At 57.0% G+C, this 20411-nt stretch carries 17 protein-coding genes and 1 riboswitch; of the genes, 6 read left to right on the top strand and 11 right to left on the bottom strand.

Annotation, left to right across the window (positions count from 1 at the left end):
• Window positions 1-45 precede the first annotated feature (45 nt).
• On the top strand, window positions 46-945 hold the full coding sequence (yegS, locus tag ACW14G_RS03670; RefSeq protein WP_249023042.1) for a lipid kinase YegS: 900 nt from the start codon (window positions 46-48) through the stop codon (window positions 943-945).
• Here yegS and ACW14G_RS03665 read toward each other — a convergent pair.
• From ACW14G_RS03665 to fbaB, 8 genes are all read right to left on the bottom strand, one after another.
• Window positions 942-2231 (bottom strand): ABC transporter substrate-binding protein, encoded by a 1290-nt coding sequence (locus ACW14G_RS03665; protein WP_419057482.1) that lies wholly within the window; start codon window positions 2229-2231, stop codon window positions 942-944. The genes yegS and ACW14G_RS03665 overlap by 4 nt on opposite strands.
• An 86-nt stretch (window positions 2232-2317) precedes the next feature.
• Window positions 2318-3091: an ABC transporter ATP-binding protein gene (locus ACW14G_RS03660; protein WP_223802967.1), complete on the bottom strand. Its 774-nt coding sequence runs from the start codon at window positions 3089-3091 to the stop codon at window positions 2318-2320.
• Window positions 3092-3101: 10 nt separating this feature from the next.
• Window positions 3102-3968, bottom strand: coding sequence for an ABC transporter ATP-binding protein (locus ACW14G_RS03655; protein ID WP_163449112.1), 867 nt, complete (start codon window positions 3966-3968; stop codon window positions 3102-3104).
• Window positions 3940-4845 (bottom strand): ABC transporter permease, encoded by a 906-nt coding sequence (locus ACW14G_RS03650; RefSeq protein ID WP_167575459.1) that lies wholly within the window; start codon window positions 4843-4845, stop codon window positions 3940-3942. The genes ACW14G_RS03655 and ACW14G_RS03650 overlap by 29 nt, the downstream gene beginning before the upstream one ends.
• On the bottom strand, window positions 4842-5879 hold the full coding sequence (locus ACW14G_RS03645) for an ABC transporter permease (protein ID WP_249023040.1): 1038 nt from the start codon (window positions 5877-5879) through the stop codon (window positions 4842-4844). The genes ACW14G_RS03650 and ACW14G_RS03645 overlap by 4 nt, the downstream gene beginning before the upstream one ends.
• Window positions 5876-7498: an ABC transporter substrate-binding protein gene (locus ACW14G_RS03640; RefSeq protein WP_167575458.1), complete on the bottom strand. Its 1623-nt coding sequence runs from the start codon at window positions 7496-7498 to the stop codon at window positions 5876-5878. The genes ACW14G_RS03645 and ACW14G_RS03640 overlap by 4 nt, the downstream gene beginning before the upstream one ends.
• Window positions 7499-7565: 67 nt before the next feature.
• Window positions 7566-8720 (bottom strand): mandelate racemase family protein, encoded by a 1155-nt coding sequence (locus ACW14G_RS03635; protein ID WP_163449115.1) that lies wholly within the window; start codon window positions 8718-8720, stop codon window positions 7566-7568.
• 268 nt (window positions 8721-8988) lie between these two features.
• On the bottom strand, window positions 8989-10041 hold the full coding sequence (fbaB, locus tag ACW14G_RS03630) for a class I fructose-bisphosphate aldolase (RefSeq protein WP_065357419.1): 1053 nt from the start codon (window positions 10039-10041) through the stop codon (window positions 8989-8991).
• 352 nt (window positions 10042-10393) lie between these two features.
• On the opposite strand from fbaB, the gene ACW14G_RS03625 reads away from it, so the two are divergent.
• The 3 genes from ACW14G_RS03625 to ACW14G_RS03615 all read left to right on the top strand — a co-directional run bounded on the left by ACW14G_RS03625 (window position 10394) and on the right by ACW14G_RS03615 (window position 14521).
• A complete protein-coding gene (locus ACW14G_RS03625; RefSeq protein ID WP_419057481.1) occupies window positions 10394-11851 on the top strand; it encodes an APC family permease in 1458 nt (485 codons plus the stop codon).
• Between the two features lie 3 nt (window positions 11852-11854).
• Entirely contained in the window at window positions 11855-13573 is a 1719-nt protein-coding gene (locus ACW14G_RS03620; protein ID WP_419057480.1) for an amidohydrolase, read from the top strand.
• 93 nt (window positions 13574-13666) lie between these two features.
• Window positions 13667-14521 (top strand): LuxR C-terminal-related transcriptional regulator, encoded by an 855-nt coding sequence (locus ACW14G_RS03615; protein ID WP_271458373.1) that lies wholly within the window; start codon window positions 13667-13669, stop codon window positions 14519-14521.
• An 82-nt stretch (window positions 14522-14603) separates the two neighbouring features.
• Here the strand turns inward: ACW14G_RS03615 and thiD are convergent, their stop codons facing one another.
• Window positions 14604-15404, bottom strand: coding sequence for a bifunctional hydroxymethylpyrimidine kinase/phosphomethylpyrimidine kinase (gene thiD, locus ACW14G_RS03610; RefSeq protein ID WP_167575457.1), 801 nt, complete (start codon window positions 15402-15404; stop codon window positions 14604-14606).
• Window positions 15401-16186, bottom strand: a complete 786-nt coding sequence (thiM, locus tag ACW14G_RS03605; protein WP_249023039.1) for a hydroxyethylthiazole kinase — start codon at window positions 16184-16186, stop codon at window positions 15401-15403. Before thiM ends, thiD begins: the two co-directional genes overlap by 4 nt.
• 34 nt (window positions 16187-16220) lie before the next feature.
• A riboswitch (TPP riboswitch) is annotated at window positions 16221-16317 on the bottom strand.
• Between the two features lie 723 nt (window positions 16318-17040).
• Here thiM and ACW14G_RS03600 point away from each other — a divergent pair.
• Window positions 17041-17529: a hypothetical protein gene (locus ACW14G_RS03600; protein ID WP_419057479.1), complete on the top strand. Its 489-nt coding sequence runs from the start codon at window positions 17041-17043 to the stop codon at window positions 17527-17529.
• A gap of 43 nt (window positions 17530-17572) precedes the next feature.
• Here the strand turns inward: ACW14G_RS03600 and ACW14G_RS03595 are convergent, their stop codons facing one another.
• Window positions 17573-18499 (bottom strand): LysR family transcriptional regulator, encoded by a 927-nt coding sequence (locus ACW14G_RS03595; protein WP_223802974.1) that lies wholly within the window; start codon window positions 18497-18499, stop codon window positions 17573-17575.
• Between the two features lie 125 nt (window positions 18500-18624).
• Here ACW14G_RS03595 and ACW14G_RS03590 point away from each other — a divergent pair, with 125 nt between their 5' ends.
• Entirely contained in the window at window positions 18625-20406 is a 1782-nt protein-coding gene (locus ACW14G_RS03590) for an adenine deaminase (protein ID WP_455648481.1), read from the top strand.
• Window positions 20407-20411 lie beyond the last annotated feature (5 nt).

The following is a 20411-nucleotide window of genomic DNA, read 5'->3' as shown; positions in this document are numbered from 1 at the left end:
ATCCTTTGTTACACTCTTTGCATACCCCCTCAAGAGGTACCAAGGATGTCAGATTTTCCAGCGAGTTTACTGATACTTAACGGCAAAAGCGCCGGTACGCCCGAGCTGCGCGATGCGGTCATGCAGCTGCGCGATGAAGGCGTGGTGATTCACGTGCGCGTTACCTGGGAGAAAGGTGATGCCGAACGCTACGTCGAAGAAGCCGTTGCGCTGCAGGTGGCGACGGTGATTGCCGGCGGCGGTGACGGCACGATCAATGAAGTGGCGACGGCGCTGATTCAGTGCGACAGCGAGCAGGTTCCCGCCCTCGGTATTGTGCCACTCGGCACCGCGAACGATTTCGCCACCAGCGTCAATATTCCCACCGATATGGCTAACGCCCTTAAGCTGGCGATTGCCGGGCGCGATGTGCCGGTGGATATTGCCCAGGTTAATAACGAAACCTGCTTTATCAATATGGCGACCGGCGGCTTCGGTACGCGCATCACCACCGAAACGCCGGAGAAACTGAAATCCGCGCTGGGCGGTGTATCGTATTTGATTCACGGCCTGATGCGCATGGATACCCTAAAACCCGACCGCTGCGAAATTCGTGGCGAGAACTTTAGCTGGCAGGGCGATGCGCTGGTGATTGGCATCGGCAACGGTCGCCAGGCGGGCGGCGGGCAACAGCTGTGCCCGGAGGCGTTGATTGACGACGGCCTGCTGCATCTGCGTATTTTCACCGGCGAAGAGCTGCTGCCCGCGCTGTTGAATACGCTCGCCAGCGACGACGGTAAAGAGAACCTGGTGGACAGCGTATCGCCGTGGTTTGAGGTCACCGCATCACATGAGATGACCTTTAACCTCGACGGCGAGCCGCTCTGCGGGACCTCGTTCCGCATGGAGATTTTACCGGCGGCGCTGCGCTGTCGCCTGCCGCCGGATTGCCCGCTGCTGCGTTAACGCATCGCGCGTTTTAAGATGCGCTCCGACTGACGCTTGAAATCCGCCGCCGCTTCGGCGACGGTTTTCTTGCCGTAGTCGATGGACTGCAACGCGCTGTCAAACTCTTGCACCAGCTGGGGAGCTTCCAGATACGGCGACACGCCGACCTTCGCCGGTAGCGACAGCGCGAGCTTAATGCCGGCCACCGATGGGTCTTTGTCATTGATCACGCCGGACGCCGTCAGCGTCTCCACGCCGCTTTTGCTGAGCGGCACACCGCGCTCCAGGCCGAGCAGCGTCACGCCCTCCTTGCTGTTGAGCAGAAAGTTAATCAGCTTTGCCGCCGCCTGCGGGTGTTGGGTGGTTTTACCAATCGACAGCATCATTGACGGCTTCATAAACAGCCCCGCGTCGGTGGCGCCCGGCAGCATCGGGTAGCCACCCAACTCCAGCTTCGCCGGTGGTTTCAGGTTATCGGAATATTTGGTCACGGCGGTATTCCACATGTACACGCCGCCCCACTCGCCTTCAATCCACGGCTTCATCTCATAGATATTTCCCTTGCCGAAGGAAGCGTAGTACTTCATGTCCGGAATGACGTGATTGTCGATCAGCGTTTTATAGAGCCGGAAAAACTCCACCCATTGCGCATCGCTATAGGTAAACTTTTTGCTCTGCTCATCGATGGCTGGCATGTTGTATTTCTGCACCATATAAGAGTTGAGCAACGCCAGCACGCCGAGGCTTTCCGGGGCCACCGGATAGTATTGTTTGCCGAGCTTAGTCTCAAAGGTTTTCCCGGCCTGCATCAACTCATCCCAGTTTTGCGGATAGCTTAATCCCGCTTTTTTCCACGTCTGATCGTTGTAGTAGAAGATGCGCGCGGTCATGGCGACCGGAATCCCGTTCAGTTTGCCCTTCACCGTCACCGGCTGAAGATCTTTGGCGGTGAACTGGTCCAGGCCGATTTCGTCTTTCACTTTATTGAGATCGTAAAAACCGTTGCCGTCTTTCGAGAACAGCGTCAGCCAGTTCCAGTTGGTTTGCATCACATCCGGCTCGGTGCCGCCCGCCAGCTGCGTGGTAAGGCGCGAGGTATGGCCGTCCCAGCCGGTATATTCCGCTTTGACGTTGATATCCGGGTTTTGTTGATGGAAGGCTTCCAGCGCTTTCAAGGTCACCTGATGACGACTATTGCCGCCCCACCAGGACATACGCAGGTCGATGGTTTCCGCGGCCAGCGCGGAGGCAGTACAGGCAGACAGCAATAACGGGAGAGCAATACGGAATGACTTTTTAGGCATTTTTGATTATTCCCGGAGGCAAATTGGAAAAGTAGAGGTAGGCCGGATAAGGCGTTTACGCCGCCATCCGGCCCCATGGCGAACGGTTAGTAAGCCGCCACCTCCCGCGCCATTTCGCGCGTGTACTGGCGGCTGGCGTTCACCAACATCTGGGTATACGGCGTTTTGGCCTCGCCGTTCACCAGTGCGTCAACGCTAAGCGTTTCGAGAATTTTGCCGTACTGCATCACCGCCACCTTCTGGCAGAGATGGGCAATCACGCCCAGATCGTGGGTCACCATCAGGTAGGTCAGGTTCGACTCTTTTTGCAGCTCCGCCAACAGGTTGAGGATCTCCGCCTGCACCGAGACGTCCAGCGCCGAGGTGGGTTCATCGAGCAGCAGCACCTGCGGCTCAAGGATCAGCGCGCGAGCAATCGCCACGCGCTGACGCTGGCCGCCGGAGAGCTGGTGCGGATAGCGGTCGCGAAACGCGCGATTCAGCCCCACGCGATCCAGCAGCGTGTTGATGCGCCGGTCACGCTCGCTGATACCGTGGATTTGCAGCGGCTCTTCCAGAATATCGCCAATGGTATGGCGCGGATGCAGAGAGCCGTAAGGATCCTGAAACACCATCTGCACCTTACGGCAGCGTTCGCGGCTGATGTTGTGATCCAGCCGCTGGCCGTTGATCGCCAGCTCGCCCTGCCAGTGGTTAAACAGCCCGGCCAGGCACTTCAGCACCGTGGTTTTGCCGGAACCGGACTCCCCCACCAGGCCGTAAATCTCGCCCGGCTGGACGTGGAAATTGACGTCATACAACACCTGGTTGCGCTTCTCGCCTTCACCAAACACCAGGTTCAGATTTTTCACTTCAATCATGATGCGCTCCTTAATCCGTCAGCCAGCAGGCCTGACGCTGTAGCACCGGCAGCACCGGGCGACGATGCTGCATATCCGGCAGCGCGCTGATTAGGCCCTGCGTGTACGGATGCTTAGCATTGTCGAGATCGCAGGCGGCGATGGACTCCACCACCCGCCCGGCGTACATCACCAGCACCCGATCGCAGAAGCTGCGCACCAGGTTGATGTCGTGGCTGATAAAAATCAGCCCCAGCCCGCGCGATTTCACCAGGTCGTCGAGCAGCCCCAGCACCTGCAAACGTACGGAGACGTCCAGCGCCGAGGTGGGCTCATCGGCAATCACCAGCTCCGGGTCGGTAATCAGCATCATCGCAATCATGATGCGCTGCCCCTGGCCGCCGGAGATTTCATGCGGATAGAGGTTATAAACGCGCTGCGGGTCGCGGATGCGCACCACGTCGAGCATCTCCAACGCTTTGGCTTTCGCCTCCGCCTTATGCCCCGGATGGTGCGTTAGCCAGGCTTCAGCAATCTGATCGCCCACGCGCACCACCGGGTTCAGCGAGTATTTCGGGTCCTGCATAATCATCGAAATCCGTTTGCCGCGAATGGCGCGCATCTGCGCTTCGCTGGCGTTAAGCAGATCGATATCGCCAAACTGCATCCGGCTGGCGTCAATGCGCGCCTTTTTCGGGTGCAGATGCAACAGCGCGCGCCCGACGGTCGATTTTCCCGAACCGGATTCACCGACAATCGCCAGTTTTTCACGCCCCAACTGGAAGGAGACACCGCGCACCGCATGGGTGACCGCGCTGCCGTTGACAAAGTCGACGCACAGGTCGCGCACGTCGAGCAGCGGTGCAGCGTTATTCGCTGCGAGGATCGAGGATGTCACGTAGGCCATCTCCTAAGAAGTTGAACGCTAAGCTGTTGATCAGAATCGCCAGCCCCGGAATCGTCACCACCCACCAGCACTCCATCATGTAGGTACGGCCACTGGAGATCATCGCCCCCCACTCCGGCTCCGGCGGCTGTGCGCCAAGGCCGAGGAAGCCGAGACCAGCGGCGGTCAGAATGATCCCCGCCATGTTCATGGTGATACGAATAATCACCGACGGCAGGCACAGCGGCACAATATGGCGCCACAGCACGCGGGCCGGAGAGGCCCCCTGCAAGCGCACGGCGGAGATAAAATCCGCCTGGCGCAGCGACAGCGTTTCGGCGCGCGCCAGACGCGCAATCGGCGGCCAGGCGGTAAGCGTAATGGCGATTACCACGTGCTCCAGCCCTGGGCCTAAGGCGGCCACGAACGCCAGCGCCAGCACCAGGCTCGGGAAGGAGATAAAGATGTCGGTAACGCGCATCAGCACCATGTCTACCTTGCCGCCGAAGTAGCCCGCGCAGACGCCGAGCAGCAGCCCCAGCGGGCCGACGGTGACCGACACCAGCAGCACGATGTACAGCGTAATGCGCGAGCCATACACCAGACGGCTGAAGATATCGCGGCCAAACTCGTCGGTGCCAAACCAGTGCTGAGCGTTCGGCGCGGTAAGCGCGTTGCTTAAGTCCTGCACCAGCGGGTTATACGGGGCAATCAGCGGCGCGAAAATCGCCACCACCAGCAGCAGAAAGATAATCCCACCGCCAATCGCCGTTAACGGGTTACGCGCCATCTTGCCAATAAACCCACCGGCGCGGACCAGCGCACGTTGCAAACGCTGGCGGCCTTCGCCAGCGCCGCCGCGCAAAGACGTATCCAGAGAAACCGTCATGATTTTGTCCTCGGATCGAAGAATTGATACAGCATGTCGGACAGCAGGTTGAGCATCACGAAGATCACCCCAACCAGCAGTACGCAGCCCATCACCGCATTCATATCGCCCAGCAGCAGGCTGCCGGTGAGATAGGAGCCAAAGCCCGGCCAGGAGAAGACGGTTTCAATCAGTACCGCCCCCTCCAGCAGCGAACCATAGGCCAGCGCCACCACCGTCAGCAGCTGCACGAGGATGTTGCGAAACGCGTGATTCCAGATCACCTGACGTTCGGTTAACCCTTTCACGTGGGCAGTGATGATGAACTCCTGCGACAGCTGCGCCAGCATAAAGCTGCGGGTCATACGGCTGATGTAAGCCAGCGAGTGGAAGCCCAGCAGCGCGGCAGGCAGAATCAGGTGATTAATGGCATTCCAGAACACCTCGCTGTTCCCTGCCAGCAGCGCATCGACGGTCATCAGCCCGGTACGGCGCGGCACGATGCCGTCCAGCCCCAGGTCAACGCGCCCGGCGCCGCCGACCCAGCCAAGCCAGGCGTAAAACACCAGCAGACCCATCATCCCCACCCAGAAAATCGGCGTGGAGTAACCGGCGAGGCTGATAATGCGCACCACGTAATCGGAGATGCTGTTACGACGCGCGGCCGCCAGCACACCCAGCGGAATGCCGAGGCCCGCGCCGACAATAATCGCCATCGTCGCCAGTTCCATGGTCGCCGGGAAGACGCGAATAATATCGTCGGTCACCGGTTTACCGGTCAGCAGCGCGTTACCGAGGTCGCCGTGCAGCAGGTTGACGAAATAAATACCAAACTGGGTCATCAGCGACTGGTCAAAGCCCAGCTGGTGATAGACCTGCTGGTAGGTGCTCTGGTCGGCATCCGGGCCGACAATCGCCAGCACCGGGTCGATGGGCATCACGCGGCCAATGAAAAAGGTCAGCAGCAGCAGGCCAAACAGCGTAATCGCCACCTGCATCAACCGTTTTGAAAAGCGCCGGGTCCGGGAGCCGGGCGCGAGAATTGCCGTACTCATCCTTTATCTCCTTCGCTTACTTTGTAGACGTCACGCAAGAACGTGGTCGCCGACGGGTGGGGTTTGTAGTCTTTCACTTCGTTGCGCACCACCACCGAGTCAACCATCTGCGAGACGGGAATCATCGCCGGGATCAGCGCATCGAAGCGGGTTTGAATGGCCTGGTAATCGGCAATTTGTTTCTGCGGGTTACGTTCCAGCAGCGCACCGTCGATCATCTCGTTGAGCTGCTTGTCGTAAAAGCCGGTACGCCAGCCCTGGAAGTTGGTGAGTCGCGCTTCATCGCTGTTGTCCGGGTTATAGACCAGCGCACGCAGGCTGGAGTGCGGATGCGGCTCCATGCCGCTGCCGCCGCGGCCGACCAGCATGTCGAACTTACGCTCGCGCATCGCGCCGTAAATCTGGTTGCCGGTGCCGGTAATAATTTTGGCGTTGATGCCCGCCTGCATCAGCGTCGACTGAACGGCAATGGCGATATTGAGGAACGGCTGGTCCGAGAGCACGCGCAGCGTGGTATCAAAACCGTCCGGATAGCCCGCTTCCGCCAGCAGTTTTTTCGCCTTCGCTAAGTCAAAGCTGTAGCCAGGATCCGGCAGCGTTGACGGCATGCCCGCCTTGATTGGCCGCTGGTGCAGTACGCCGTAGCCCGGCATCAGCGCTTTATTAATCCCCTGATAATCAATCAGGTAGCGTACCGCTTCACGCACCTTCGGATTGGCGAAATGCGCCTCTTTCATGCTCATCGCCACGTAGTACATGGTGCCGCGTTGCACCGCGTCGACGGTAAGCTGCGGGTCTTTGCGCAGGGCGTTGATGTCCGATACCGCCATGTTGTTGGCAATATCAAGGTCGCCTTTTTCAATCATCAGGCGCAGGGTCTGCGACTCCTGAAAGTGGCGCAGCACCACGCGGCTCATCTTCGGCTCGCCGCGCCAGTAGTCCGGGTTACGCTTCATGCGCAGCACATCTTTGGCCTGCCAGGTCTCCAGCATAAACGGCCCGGAACCGGCTTCGTGCGTGGTCAGCCACTTGTTTCCCCAGTCGTTATCCTGCTCATGGCTCTGCACGGTTTTGCTGTCGAGCACGCCAAGGTTACCCAGCGCGCCTAGCGAGTAAATCACCAGCTGCGGATCGTTCGGTTTCGGCAGGACAATCTGCACCGTATAGTCGTCCAGTGCGGTCACCTGCTTGTCGACGTTCTTTTTGCTGAAGCCGTAAGACTTCCACACCGATGCCTGCGCAAGGTTAAGGTGCAGAATACGGCGCATCGACCACACCACGTCGGCGGCGGTCAGCGGGTTACCGGAGTGAAACTTAACGTTGTTTTGCAGATGGAAGGTCAGCGTTTTGCCATCCGGGCTGATGTCCCAGGATTTGGCCAGTGCCGGTTTGACGTTGGTCAGCTGTTCAGGGTCCAGTTCAACCAGCGAATCATAGAGGTTGACCACGATACCCACCACTTCATTACCGGTCATCGCGGCCGGGTCGAGGGTCAGCAGGTTGTTCATGTTCATGCCGATAATGAGCTGATCCGGCGGCGTTTTCGCCAACGCCGCCCCGCTCCCCATCGTCATGGTGAGCGCGAGCAAACACGCTCCCAGTAAGGAGGATTTTTTCATCTATCTATCGCCTGTAGGGTACGACAGGCTACGAATCCGTACGCGCCTGTCTTGTCTTTGTTATGTGTCAGTCGTGGCTGACGGTATTGGCTTCGATATATGCAAAGTTAATGTCTTCGCCCAGTCCAGGACGCTGAGACAGGTGAACAAAGCCATCCGCGTCCATTGGGTCGATGATGCTGTTCAGGTAGGCCGCCGGCTGGTCGTAGTCGAGGAACGGATGCAGCAGGCCGCGCTCATACCAGCGACAGTTGCGGATCGCCCCGACCACCGCCAGGCTCGCCGCGCCGTTGCCGTGCACTTCGCAGTCCATGCCGAAGGATTCCGCCAGCGCCGCCACCTTCATCGTTGGCGTAATGCCGCCCACGCCGTTAGCGCCCGCGCGCAGAATGTCGCACGCGCCCGCTTTCACCCAATCCGCACGGCTGTGGTGCTTACCGCCAAAGCTTTCCGGCCCGATAATCGGGATAGAGAGGTTTTCCGCCAGCCACGCGTAGGACGACATGCTGTCCTCTTCCATCGGTTCTTCAAACCACGCGAAGTTGAGTTTTTCCAGTTCCTTACCTATCCACAGCGCTTCGGTACGGCTGTACCAGTGGTAGCCGTCGATCATCAGATCGATATCCGGCCCCACCGCCTCGCGCACCGCGGCACAGGCTTTGATATCCATTTTTGGGTTCGGGGCGAAAGAGACCGGCGGCATCCAGGTGTGCAGCTTGATAGCCTTGTAGCCGCGCGCCACCAGGGTTTCGGCAAAGGCCGCGTACTCTTCCGGCGTGGACAGACCGCCTTCTAAATCGTCGCCGCACATGGTGCTGCCGTAGGCCGGGACTTTGTCACGATAGCCGCCGAGCAGTTTGTAGACCGGCATATTGAGCTTACGCCCAATCAGGTCCCACAATGCTTGTTCCACGAAAGACAACGCGCGTTCGGTCAGCTGATGCGCGCTGCCCCGCTGCCAGTGCACCAGGTCCTGCCAGATGCGTTCACGGTCGAACGGATCCTGGCCAACCAGCACTTTACGGAAGAAGGTGTTCACCACGAACGGGCGCACGATTTCCGGCGGCGCAAACGAATAGCCCTTGCTGCCATCGTCCGCGGTAATCGTCAGCATCGCCATTTTGGCCATGCTTTCTGGCCCCGGATGGGAGTGCCCGGCGCTATCGGAGACGCGGCGGGTGGGATGCTGGAAAACGGTGACATTTACAGATTCAATTTTCATTATGTGTCCTTAGTACAACATTCGACATGGCGCTTAACGCGCCACAATCCTGTGTCCAACACTGATCCGATAAAACGGTTTTAGGGAATTGAAAAGGCGTTTCATGACTAATCTAAGCACAAAATAACAGCGCTTCCACGGACAAATAGCGCTAACAATCGACTGTTTTTTGGGCATGCGCACAAGGAGGCGTGATGTTTTTCACAAAAGGATAACGAAGTGTGAAGGGGATCGGCCTCCTCACCCTGGCGGGCGAGGAGGCAAACTTTTAGGCGAAGGTAATCTTGCTATCGAGGTAAACGTCCTGCACGGCGTTGATCAACTGCACGCCGTCGGCCATGGATTTTTTGAACGCTTTACGGCCCAGAATCAGCCCCATGCCGCCAGCGCGTTTGTTGATAACCGCCGTCCGCACCGCGTCGGACAGGTCGGTCTCACCGCCCGCCGCGCCGCCGGAGTTAATAAGCCCTGCGCGGCCCATATAGCAGTTCGCCAGCTGATAACGCACCAGGTCAATCGGGTTGTCGGTGGTCAATTTGCTGTACACACGATCGTCGGTATAGCCAAAGTTCACCGCTTTATAGCCGCCGTTATTTTCGGCCATTTTTTGTTTGACGATATCCGCGCCGATGGTCGCCGCCAGATGGTTGGCCTGCCCGGTCAGGTCCGCAGAGACGTGATAGTCGACGCCATCTTTCTTAAACGCAGGGTTGCGCAGGTAGGCCCACAATACGGTCACCAACCCCAGCTCATGCGCGCGCTCGAAAGCGGCAGAGATCTCCTCAATCTGGCGGCGAGACTCTTCTGAACCAAAATAGATGGTCGCCCCTACAGCCACCGCGCCAAGGTTGAAAGCCTGCTCAACGCTGGCATACAGCGTTTGATCGAAAGTATTCGGATAGCTCAGCGTTTCATTGTGGTTGAGCTTCACGAGGAAAGGAATGCGGTGTGCGTAGCGGCGCGAAACCGACGCCAGCACGCCGTAGGTTGAGGCCACGCAGTTACAGCCCGCCTCAATGGCCAGTTCGACGATGTTTTTCGGATCAAAATAGAGCGGGTTGGCGGCAAACGAGGCCCCGGCCGAATGCTCAACGCCCTGATCGACCGGCAGAATCGACAGGTAGCCCGTACCGGCTAAACGCCCGGTATTGTAGAGCGTCTGCATGTTTCTCAACACCGCAGGTGGGCGGTTGTTATCCACCATCACCCGGTCAACGTAGTCGTGGCCAGGCAGATAGAGCTGGTCGGCTGGAATGGTCATACAACGATGCTGTAAAAGGCTGTCGGCGTCTTTGCCAAGCAACTGCGCAATATCAGTCATAGCTATGCTCCCGTAAGCGCCGACATCATGTCGGCTGGATGTCCTGCTCAAGTTTTTTGAGCAGGATAAGCCTGGTACCGGGGGCGTAGAATGTCCAACTTTTGTCGGTTTTAACGCACAAGCTGCTGGCACGCAAACGGGACATTCTGCGGCCATCGTAAGGTGGATGCTGGCCACATTAAAATTGACTCACGAAGTAAACTGCCTCCTCGGAAGTGATTTAGCACCGATCACACTTTTTCTTTTTGTCGTTTTTATTACGACAGACGCCCTCCCCCTCCGCTCGATAAGCTCCGATCGCCTGCTCCTATAAAAAACATAATCATTCTTACTCTTTGGCGGGAAATATTGTATGGCAGAAAAACAAACACACATTAGCGAGTCATCCGCTGAAAATAGCGGTTACAGCCTCAGCCGTCTGGATATTATTCTGGGTTTAATCTGTGCCATTTTTTTTATTGATACCGTCGCCCCCATTGCGGCGATGGGCGTTTCCGCGATTTCCTGGATGGTGATCATTGGCGTCGTTTTCTTCTTTCCCGGCTGTCTGGTCGTGGCAGAACAAGGCGCAGCCTACCCAGAAAATGGTGGTCTTTATGCCTGGATAAAACGCGCCTACGGTACGCTGTGGGGCGCACGTATCGCCTGGATGTACTGGTGCGGTAATGCGCTGTGGATCTCTTCAGCCATGACCGTCATCGTCAACGTATTTTGCCAACTTTTTGCTATTGAAATAGGTCTGGTGGGTAAAGCCGCGCTCAACATCATTCTGGTCTGGGCCATTACCGCACTCGCGCTGCGTCCGATGCGCAACTCGACATTTATTATCAACTTCGCCTCTTCAGTGAAAATTCTGATGGCTCTGGGATTAATACTCAGCGGCGTAATCTGGTTATACCGTGGGCATGCCCCCGCCAATACCTTTAGCTGGGAGGTTATCCGTCCAACCTATGGCCAGGCGATGATCTTTATTCCAGCCCTGATTTATAATTTTCTGGGTTTTGAGACGATGTCCGCAGCGGCCACATCAATGCGGAACCCCAAAAAGGACATCCCAATTGCCTCACTCAGTAACGTTATCCTGGTTATTGGCCTGAATATTATTGCCGTCAGCGGTGTGTTACTGATTATTCCGAGCGATAAGGTCGATATTATCGGCGGAATTATCTCATGCTTCCGTCTCGGTTTCGGCGATGGCATCATCGGCACCCTCATTGTCTATATCATCGGCTTACTGTATCTGGCCGCACTGTGCTCACAATCATTAATGTGGATGCTGGCGACCTGCCGCATGGCGCAGGCCACCGCTCAGGCGCATGAATTACCGGCGGCGCTGGCAAAATCACATCCACGACACGACAGCCCTGCGGGCGCCTTAATTGCTGGCGCAGTGATTACTACGATCATGACAATCGTCAGCACAGCGCTTTCTGGCTCTGCTGAGGAGATGTTCTGGTCAATATTCTCATCCACCACAATTTTGTTACTCATCCCCTATTTCGTTAATTTCCAGGCTTTCCTTAAATTGCGTAAATACGATACCACGACCCATCGACCTTATATCTTTCCAGCACCCAACTGGGTTGTTACCGCGCTTATGAGACTCGCGCAAATAATTTTATTCCTCACCGCCTTCTTTCTTATTTGGGTACCAGGTCAGCCGTTTAAAGCAGCCAACGCCGGATTTATTGCCATCGGCGTCATGCTGACATTGGGTGTCGGTGAATTCTTTATCAGACGCAGCCTCAAACAGGCCCAGACTCCCTCACCGTCGCTTCCCCTTCCTTCTCCGGTCAATAACAAGGATTAATTTATGAACGCAGAGATCGTTTTTACGAATGGATTTATCTGGACCGCTGATAGCCAAAATCCCGTGGCTCAAGCGTTCGCCTTGGCCAAGGATAAAATCATCGCTATCGGCACACATCACGATATCGCGCACTGTATTCATCCCGATACCTTGATTTGTGATTTAGAAGGGCGGTTTGTGATGCCGGGTTTTATCGACGGTCACTGCCACTACTCAATAAGCGCCGATGATGTCTGCGGCGTCAATCTGCAAGGAATGAACACGCCAGAAGCCTATATTGCCGCCATTCAAAACAAGATTCAGTCACGGCCAGAGGCCCGTTTTATTCGCGGCGGTGGTTTTCTGGAAGCCACATTCCCCGATAGCGGTCCAGACAAAGCGCTACTGGATAACCTGTCGCGGGATATTCCCATCGTCATTGCATCGGAAACGTACCATTCCATATGGGTGAATTCAAAAGCGCTCGAAATGGCGGGCATTACCGCACAAACACCCGACCCGCAGAATGGCAGAATTGAGCGCGACACGCAGGGTGAACCCAGCGGTTGCCTACGCGAAACGGCGCAGGCATTGGTACTGGATCGACTGCCTGACTGGTCTAAGGACGATTACAAGGAGGCCATTTTGCGCTTTCAGACCCTCGCGCACAGCCTTGGGATCACCGGCGCATACGACCCCTGGCTGGATATTCGCGGCCAGAATGCCATCGCGGCGTTGACTGAACTGGATAATGAGCAACTGCTCAACATGAATCTACGCGGTGCCCTGTTGGTTTCACCTGAGAAAGGGCAAGCACAGTTTCCGGCACTGCACGAGCAACTGACCGCATTGAAACGCGAGAGCCGCCGCTTTCAGGTTTCCGCCGCGAAATTCTTCGCCGATGGGATCTTCGAAACCAAAACGGCGCTGATGCTGCAACCTTACACCGCGGCCGCCGGGAAAGGCGACGCTTACTATGGCGAGCAAAACTGGCAGACTAGCGAACTGCAGGTACTGTTTGTTGCGATCGATAAAGCCCATTGGCAGATTCATATTCACTGTATCGCTGACGGTGCCGTCCGTCAGGCGCTAGATGCATTTGATTATATGCAACGTATCAACGGCGTGCGCGACGCTCGCCACTGTATTGCCCATGCGACGGCCTGCGATCCCAACGATATCCCTCGCTTTAAAGCGTTAGACATTACCGTCATGCTGAACAGCTTCTGGGCCGCGCGGGATAAAACCTGGCTGATGATTGCCGACTGGATTGGCAAGGACCGGGCAGAGCGCTATCTGTATCCCATAGAAAGCTTTTTCAAGGCGGGCGTCAGGGTGACCAATGCCAGTGATTATCCCGTCACGGCATGGCCAAACCCGCTCGTCGGCATCGAAACGGCGGTGACCCGAATTCCGGCGGATAACTATCATCCCTGGGTGTTTGATTATGACGCGCCAATACACCATCAAGTTCCCTGGCCAGAAGAGCGCGCCACCGTCGAGGAGATGCTCGAAGCCTGCACGGTACAGCAAGCGCGGGCCAATTTTATGGAGCAAACGACAGGCTCGCTTCAGGTGGGATACAAGGCGGACTTTATTATTCTTGACGCTAATTTGCTGCACATCGCACCCGACAAAATAGGCTCGACAAGGGTATTGCAGACCTGGTTTGAGGGGCAGTTGGTATACAGCGCGTCAGAGTCACAAGCCGAACTGCTGTTCAGGGCAGCCAGTCAGCAATAGCCCTGTGCGGCCCTTCTTCTTTGCGAGAAGGGTCGCGCTTTTTTATTGACGCTCTCGCTATGGTATTACGCAACGCGTCACGTTGCAGGAGTCATGATGCAGGTTGCCATCACTGATGTTCAACATATTATCAATGAGTTAGGTAGTGGTCGCTTCCCTTGGCAACTGCATAACTGGCTTAATCAACATGCCATGCTGCCAGGTATTTATCACAGCGTGGCCATGCTGTTTGACCGGGAATCTACGGCGTCGCGCCAGCCGCGTCATATCTGTCAGGCTAAAAATTTGTTTGCCGCCAGCATCATTGAACCGGAGATTGTTTCTCAGGCATTGGATCTGTATACCCGACAGGAAGAATGGCGACATGATGAGCTGATCGCTCGTATCGAACGCAACCCAATGGATGGCATGCGGATTGAACGGATTCCGCCCCCCTCAGACAACCGTTCAGGCACAAGCTCATATCAACGACTCTATATTCATAGCCAGTTGGGCATTGAGTACGCCATCACGCTAACCGACGATCGCCATGTTTATACCTATTCGATCTTTCAAAAGCGCGACGAGCGCCCCTTTAACTCGCTGGAAGTGCAGCGTTTATTCGATTTTGGGCCGTTTGTCCTCACCCTGCTGAACAAGCACGCGCAATTGTGTCAGCAACCGTTATCCACGGTTCTGACACCCCAGCAGGCATTTACCCACAAGTTGATAAGTAGTGGCATCAGGCTATCAACGCGAGAGTACAATACCTGCATAAGCGTGCTGAGCGGCAATACGATTGCACAGATTTCGAGCCAGATGAATGTAAAGGAAACCTCGGTTAGAACCTATCTTGGGCGGGCGCTGATAAAGCTCAATTTGCCCGATAAACAGGCGCTGTATCAGTGGTGTTTCGCTACGAACATTAGCAGCGTGACGGAATGGGCGCCACGTGCATCCAGCCGATAAAACGTTGCCGTCTCGCTTCCCTCTCGGCCAGCCAGCCCACGGCACGATACGGTGGACGGGCAGCCTCACACCTTGAGCAAATTTACCACCATTCGTGGAAATGGTGCACTGGGCCAATCCCCTCGCCCACTTCCAACGTATCGGCCTGCGCCAGCGCTTTCGACAGCCAGGCTTTCGCCACCGGCACCGTTTCCTGCCAGCTGGCGTGACGTGGCCGTAACGCCGCCAGCGCCGCCGACAGCGTACAGCCGGTGCCATGGGTGTTTTTGGTCACCACCCGCGGCGCGGTAAACCGCGTTTCACCGTCGGCGGTAAATAGCCAGTCCGGGCTTTCGGCGTCGTCCAGATGGCCGCCTTTCATCAGCACCGCCTCACAGCCCAGCGCCCGCAGCGCGCGCCCTTGTTCCAGCATCTCACGTTCGCTGCGGGCATGCGGCGCGTCAAGCAGCGCCGCCGCCTCCGGCAGGTTTGGCGTAATCAACGACACCTGCGGCAGCAGACGCTGACGCAGCGTCGCCACCGCCGATGCACACAGCAGCGGGTCGCCGCTTTTCGCCAGCATTACCGTGTCGAGCACCACGTTCTGAATGCGATAACGCGCCAGCCGCTCGGCCACGGCTTCAACAATATCGGTCTCGGCCAGCATGCCGATTTTGGTGGTATCAATGCGCACGTCGCTGAACACTGAGTCCAGCTGCGCGGCGACAAAATCGGGTTCAATGCGATATACCGATTGCACCCCGCGGGTGTTTTGCGCCACCAGCGCGGTCATCACCGAACAACCGTAGGCACCCAGCGCGGAGAAGGTTTTCAGGTCTGCCTGAACGCCCGCGCCGCCGCTAGGGTCGGTACCGGCGATGGTTAAGGCGTTAATGCGCTTCATGCCGCCACCTCCGCATTCATCGCGTACAGCGCATCAAGGAAGGCTGGGACAAAGCTCCCCGGCCCGCGCCCCTCGGCGGCCTTCTGTCCGGCGAATTTCATCAGCGCGCAGGCGCCCGCTACATTTTCCAGACGGCTTCCCGGCAGCGCACAACTGGCCGCTACTACCGCCGACAGCGCGCAGCCGGTGCCAACCACCCGCGTCATCAGCGGATCCCCGCCCTGCACTGCCAGCGTTTGCTGACCATCGGTGATGTAATCCACTTCTCCCGTCACCGCCACAATCGCGCCACTTTCTCGCGCCAGCTTCTGTGCTGCCGGCAGCGCCGTCGCGGCCGTATCAGTGGTATCCACGCCGCGCCCGCCGCGGCTCTCGCCCGCCAGCGCCAGAATTTCAGAGGCATTTCCACGAATCGCCGCAGGCTGTAATTGCAGTAAGCCGCGGCAGAATTCAGTGCGCAGCGTCAGTGCGCCAACGGCAACCGGATCGAGCGTCCAGGGCGTTTTCGCCGCATTCGCGCTTTCCACCGCCGCACGCATCGCCTGCGCACGCGGCTGGGTTAAAGTGCCGACGTTTATCAGGACCGCACTGGCTATGGCGGAAAACTGCGCGGCTTCACCGGCATCAATCACCATCGCGGGCGAGGCGCCAAGGGCTAACAATACGTTGGCGGTGAAAGTCTGCACGACATCGTTGGTCATACAGTGAACAAGAGGGGCATGCTGGTGAAGAAGATGGGCAGTGCGCGCGGATTGCGCGGGGTTTAGCAGGTCAACGTGCATGGTTTGCTCCTGCCATAACGCGAAGAAGCAATGACCTGGAGGCCTCTGACTTCCCTACGCTGGCATTATCCAGATCAGGTGGTACGGGTATTTCTCAGCCTTCACAAGGAAGGGCACCCCGAGTCGTTTAGCGGCGTGGCCGCTTTTTTGCAAGCGTAAGGGAAGTTTCTCGCTTAAGCAAGCCTCTTCCGCCGCGAGAAATCACGCTATAAACAGCAAGGTTATATCTAATAGTCGTTAAACTTTAATTAACACGCTCACGACAGGTAAAAAAAAGATAGCCATGACTTTCTTTCATACGAAACGAAAAACCAGATAGCCATAATTAAACCCGCGACGAAAGAAAAAATAAAAAAACAAAGAAAATCATTAGACTCGCTTTAGAACCAATCATAAAAACTGTTTTCTATAGGAATAATCCTTATCGATAAATGGTAGGATGAGCTCATCTAACCATCTGAATTAATTAAAAAATAACATTTAAATCTCACTGCATTCACCACGCAAATCTATCAACAAAAATCATGATCCTAATCAATATTTATATAGTCAACTTACTGGATAGTTGCTTCGCGTTACCAAGAAAGCGGCAAACTTCTGCTTGCCTTAGTGATTGATAGTCAATGATAAAAATTATTCTTGCGTATGCGATCGTCTCCCTCGCGCTGGTAGCAACCGGGGCATTAGGGGCGGTGGTATATAGCAATGCAGTCTCCATAATCACGAACGACTGTTATCACTCATAACAATTAAAACCTGAAAATAATTTATAATTAACGCTCCCGAAAATATTACGGGAAGAACGTTAAACATTTATTCAGGTGACGTTCTGGTCTATATAAAAAATAAGGTTAATGATGAAAGCAAAAATGATGCTGTTAGCCGTTGTGGCAAGCTCGGCGATTCTTGCGGGTTGCTCTACCCCGGCACAGCGAATGGCGGCATGTGAGGCGCAAGGTATTTCTAAAGATACCTGCTATTTATCCGAACAAAACAGACAGCAAGGGATCAACAACGCGGCCATGACCGCGGCGTATGCCAACGCGGCCAATGCGACTCGCACTCACGACGCGGAACAACACGCGCAGGCGGCGCACGTCGCCGATCCCATGCGTGAAGCGACGCTCTCTTCTAATGTGCTAAAAGCAACGCTGTCGAACGGTTTCTTCTCGGCGACGATTAATGGCAAAAAAGCCGTTGTGAAGCGTATTAACGCCAATTTTTATGAAATTCGCGGAGCGGGCTATATTATTTCCGTCAGCATGAATGCAGACGGCATTGAAAGCGCATCGTGGAATAAGACCCACGGCCGTGAAAACGGCATGCTGACCGTCAAACAATAAAAATGGATACAGGGAGGCAGACGCCTCCCTTATTCTGTTGGCGCTACTCGGCGGCGTTCTCACGCAGCGCTTTAAGCAGCAGCGTAAAGCAGGACTCAATTAGCGGCGGCAGCGTCTGCGGCCCGCGCATTAGCGCCACCGTACGCGTCAGCGCTGGTTGCTGAAGCTGCGCTACCCGCAGCGTTGGGTCTTCAAGGTGGGTAGTGTAAAGCTGCGGCAAAATCGCCACCGCCAGCTGCGAGCGCACCAGCCCGTACAGCGTTTCGATATAGTCCACCTGATAGCGCGTATTCAACGTCAGCCGCTGGCTTTCAACCAAGGCCCCGACCAGCCGCTGCACGTTCCCTTTTGAGAATACCGCAATATCGCGCCCCGCCAGCAGTTTCCAGGGTAAATGTGGCTGCCCGGCTAGCGGGTCGTCCCTGTGCAAAACCGCCACCAGCGGATCTTCACGCAGCGGGAAGAGCTGCAAATCAGCCGGCAGCGAACTGTCGATGGCGCCGACGCCAAAATCAATTTGCCCGCTTTGCAGGTCGCCAACCATGGCATCGTTGGTGCGATCGTGAAATTCAACGCGCAGACGCGGGAACGCCTGTGCCAGCATCTTCGGCAGCAAAGGAAATAACAGCGAACTGACCGACGGCACCAGCCCGATGCGCACCGTTCCGTCGCCGCCCGCTTCGACGATTTGCTGCATATCCTGAAACGCCGTCTGCGCCACGCTCAGCACCCGCTGGGCATGGGGCAGTATCGCCGCCCCCAGCTCGGTTAACGTCACCGCCGAAGCGGTACGATTCACCAGCTTGCCGCCAAGCACCGCTTCCGTCTGCCGCAGGGCGCTGCTGAGCGCCGGTTGGCTAATGGCCAGACGATTCGCGGTGTCCGTAAAGTGACGCAGTTGGGCCAGCGTGACAAAATACTGCAGTTGTTTAAGCGAGAGCGCGGGCAATCGCTGCCAGGGTTCGGTCATGTTGTGCTTCACTCGTGACGATCACGCAGAATAAGCCGAAGTTATCAGGTGATAAGTTTTTTCATCTGGGCAACCGTTTGCTCTGCCCCTAAAGTAGCGCACATTATCCCTGTGCCGGAGATGTTATGTCCAGCAATGCTGAAAACCGCCGCCGCGCCGTTCAGGCCGCTCGTGGTGAAGTTCCGTTCGACCTGCTGCTCACCGATGCTTACATCGTCGATATGGCGACGGGTGAAATTCGCGAAGCCGACGTAGGTATCGTCGGCGATATGATTGCCAGCGTCCACCCGCGCGGTAGCCGCAGCGACGCCCTTGAACGCCACTCCCTGCCCGGTGAATTCCTCTCTCCCGGCCTGATGGACACCCACGTACACCTGGAAAGCTCACATCTGCCGCCGGAGCGCTATGCCGAAATTGTGCTGGCGCAGGGAACCACCGCCGTCTTCTGGGATCCCCATGAGCTGGCCAACGTGCTGGGCGTGGCAGGCGTGCGCTATGCCGTAGAGGCGAGCCGTCATCTGCCGTTGCGGGTGATGGTTGCCGCGCCGTCCAGCGTCCCGTCGACGCCGGGTCTGGAAATGTCGGGTGCCGAATTCGCCGGCGCGGAAATGAACACCATGCTCGGCTGGCCGGAAGTGCGCGGCGTGGCGGAAGTGATGGATATGCACGGCGTGCTGCACGGCAGTTGCCGCATGCAGGAGATTGTGCAGGCGGGGCTGGACAGCGGCAAACTGATCGAAGGCCACGCTCGCGGGCTGAGCGGCGCCGATTTGCAAGCCTATCTGGCCGCAGGCGTCACCTCAGACCATGAACTGACCTCCGCTGACGATGCGCTGGAAAAGCTGCGCGCCGGGCTGACGCTCGAAATTCGGGGTTCCCACCCTTACCTGCTGCCGGATATCGTCAAAGCATTGCAAACGCTGCCGCATCTCTCTTCGCAGATTACGGTCTGCACCGACGACGTGCCGCCGGATATGCTGCTGGAAAAAGGCGGCATCATCGCCCTGCTCAATTTACTGATTGAACACGGACTGAGGGCCACCGACGTTCTGCGCTTCGCCACGCTGAACGCCGCCATTCGTCTGCAGCGAAACGATCTGGGGCTGATTGCCGCCGGTCGCCGCGCGGATCTGGTGGTCTTTGATTCGCTGGATAAACTCTCCGCCCGCGCGGTCTACGTCGCCGGGAAACAAATCGCCCGCGACGGCAAGCTGCTGGCAGCGATTCCCCCGGCCCCTGGCGTGACGCCGCCGCGCAATACGCTGCACCTGGATCCACTCAGCGCCGATGACTTCGCGTTGCGAGTTGGCCGCATTCAACACGGCGTCGCGCGGCTTCGCCACATCCGCGGCGCGCGCTTTACCCAATGGGGCGAAGTGGACGTCGAGATCCGTGACGGCCAGGTGCAGATTCCCGACGGATTTAGCCTGATTTGGGTTAAGCATCGTCATGGCCGACATGCCGCCACGCCGCAGATTGCCCTGCTGGAAGGCTGGGGCGAACTGCGCGGCGCTATCGCCACCAGCTACTCGCACGACTCGCACAACCTGGTGGTGCTGGGCCGTCACCCCGAAGATATGGCCCTGGCGGCCAATCAGCTGATCGCCTCGGGCGGCGGCATGGCGCTGGCGCAAAACGGCGGCATTCTGGCCCACGTGGCGATGCCGATTGCCGGGATGCTTTCTGACAAACCCGCCGACGAGCTGGCCGCGGAATTCCGCAATCTGCGCGATCTCAGCGCGAAGGTTGCCGACTGGGAGCCGCCGTATCGGGTCTTTAAGGCGATTGAAGGCACCTGTCTTGCTTGTAACGCCGGGCCACATTTAACCGATTTAGGGCTGACCGACGGCACCACGCGACAGATTGTCGACCCGGTCATTTCATCACAACACACAGCACAACAATAATCATG

The sequence above is a fragment of the Kluyvera sp. genome, assembly GCF_965301105.1.
This window is presented reverse-complemented; position numbering and strand designations above follow the sequence as displayed.

Bases quoted from the DNA above. Each gene is read 5' to 3' on its own strand.
- ACW14G_RS03640 (WP_167575458.1), bottom strand. From the start codon at position 7,498: ATGAAAAAATCCTCCTTACTGGGAGCGTGTTTGCTCGCGCTCACCATG.
- ACW14G_RS03635 (WP_163449115.1), bottom strand. From the start codon at position 8,720: ATGAAAATTGAATCTGTAAATGTCACCGTTTTCCAGCATCCCACCCGC.
- ACW14G_RS03650 (WP_167575459.1), bottom strand. From the start codon at position 4,845: ATGACGGTTTCTCTGGATACGTCTTTGCGCGGCGGCGCTGGCGAAGGC.
- thiD (WP_167575457.1), bottom strand. From the start codon at position 15,404: ATGAAGCGCATTAACGCCTTAACCATCGCCGGTACCGACCCTAGCGGC.
- ACW14G_RS03625 (WP_419057481.1), top strand. From the start codon at position 10,394: ATGGCAGAAAAACAAACACACATTAGCGAGTCATCCGCTGAAAATAGC.
- ACW14G_RS03595 (WP_223802974.1), bottom strand. From the start codon at position 18,499: ATGACCGAACCCTGGCAGCGATTGCCCGCGCTCTCGCTTAAACAACTG.
- ACW14G_RS03660 (WP_223802967.1), bottom strand. From the start codon at position 3,091: ATGATTGAAGTGAAAAATCTGAACCTGGTGTTTGGTGAAGGCGAGAAG.
- fbaB (WP_065357419.1), bottom strand. From the start codon at position 10,041: ATGACTGATATTGCGCAGTTGCTTGGCAAAGACGCCGACAGCCTTTTA.
- thiM (WP_249023039.1), bottom strand. From the start codon at position 16,186: ATGCACGTTGACCTGCTAAACCCCGCGCAATCCGCGCGCACTGCCCAT.
- ACW14G_RS03590 (WP_455648481.1), top strand. From the start codon at position 18,625: ATGTCCAGCAATGCTGAAAACCGCCGCCGCGCCGTTCAGGCCGCTCGT.
- ACW14G_RS03645 (WP_249023040.1), bottom strand. From the start codon at position 5,879: ATGAGTACGGCAATTCTCGCGCCCGGCTCCCGGACCCGGCGCTTTTCA.
- ACW14G_RS03620 (WP_419057480.1), top strand. From the start codon at position 11,855: ATGAACGCAGAGATCGTTTTTACGAATGGATTTATCTGGACCGCTGAT.
- ACW14G_RS03600 (WP_419057479.1), top strand. From the start codon at position 17,041: ATGATGAAAGCAAAAATGATGCTGTTAGCCGTTGTGGCAAGCTCGGCG.
- yegS (WP_249023042.1), top strand. From the start codon at position 46: ATGTCAGATTTTCCAGCGAGTTTACTGATACTTAACGGCAAAAGCGCC.
- ACW14G_RS03615 (WP_271458373.1), top strand. From the start codon at position 13,667: ATGATGCAGGTTGCCATCACTGATGTTCAACATATTATCAATGAGTTA.
- ACW14G_RS03665 (WP_419057482.1), bottom strand. From the start codon at position 2,231: ATGCCTAAAAAGTCATTCCGTATTGCTCTCCCGTTATTGCTGTCTGCC.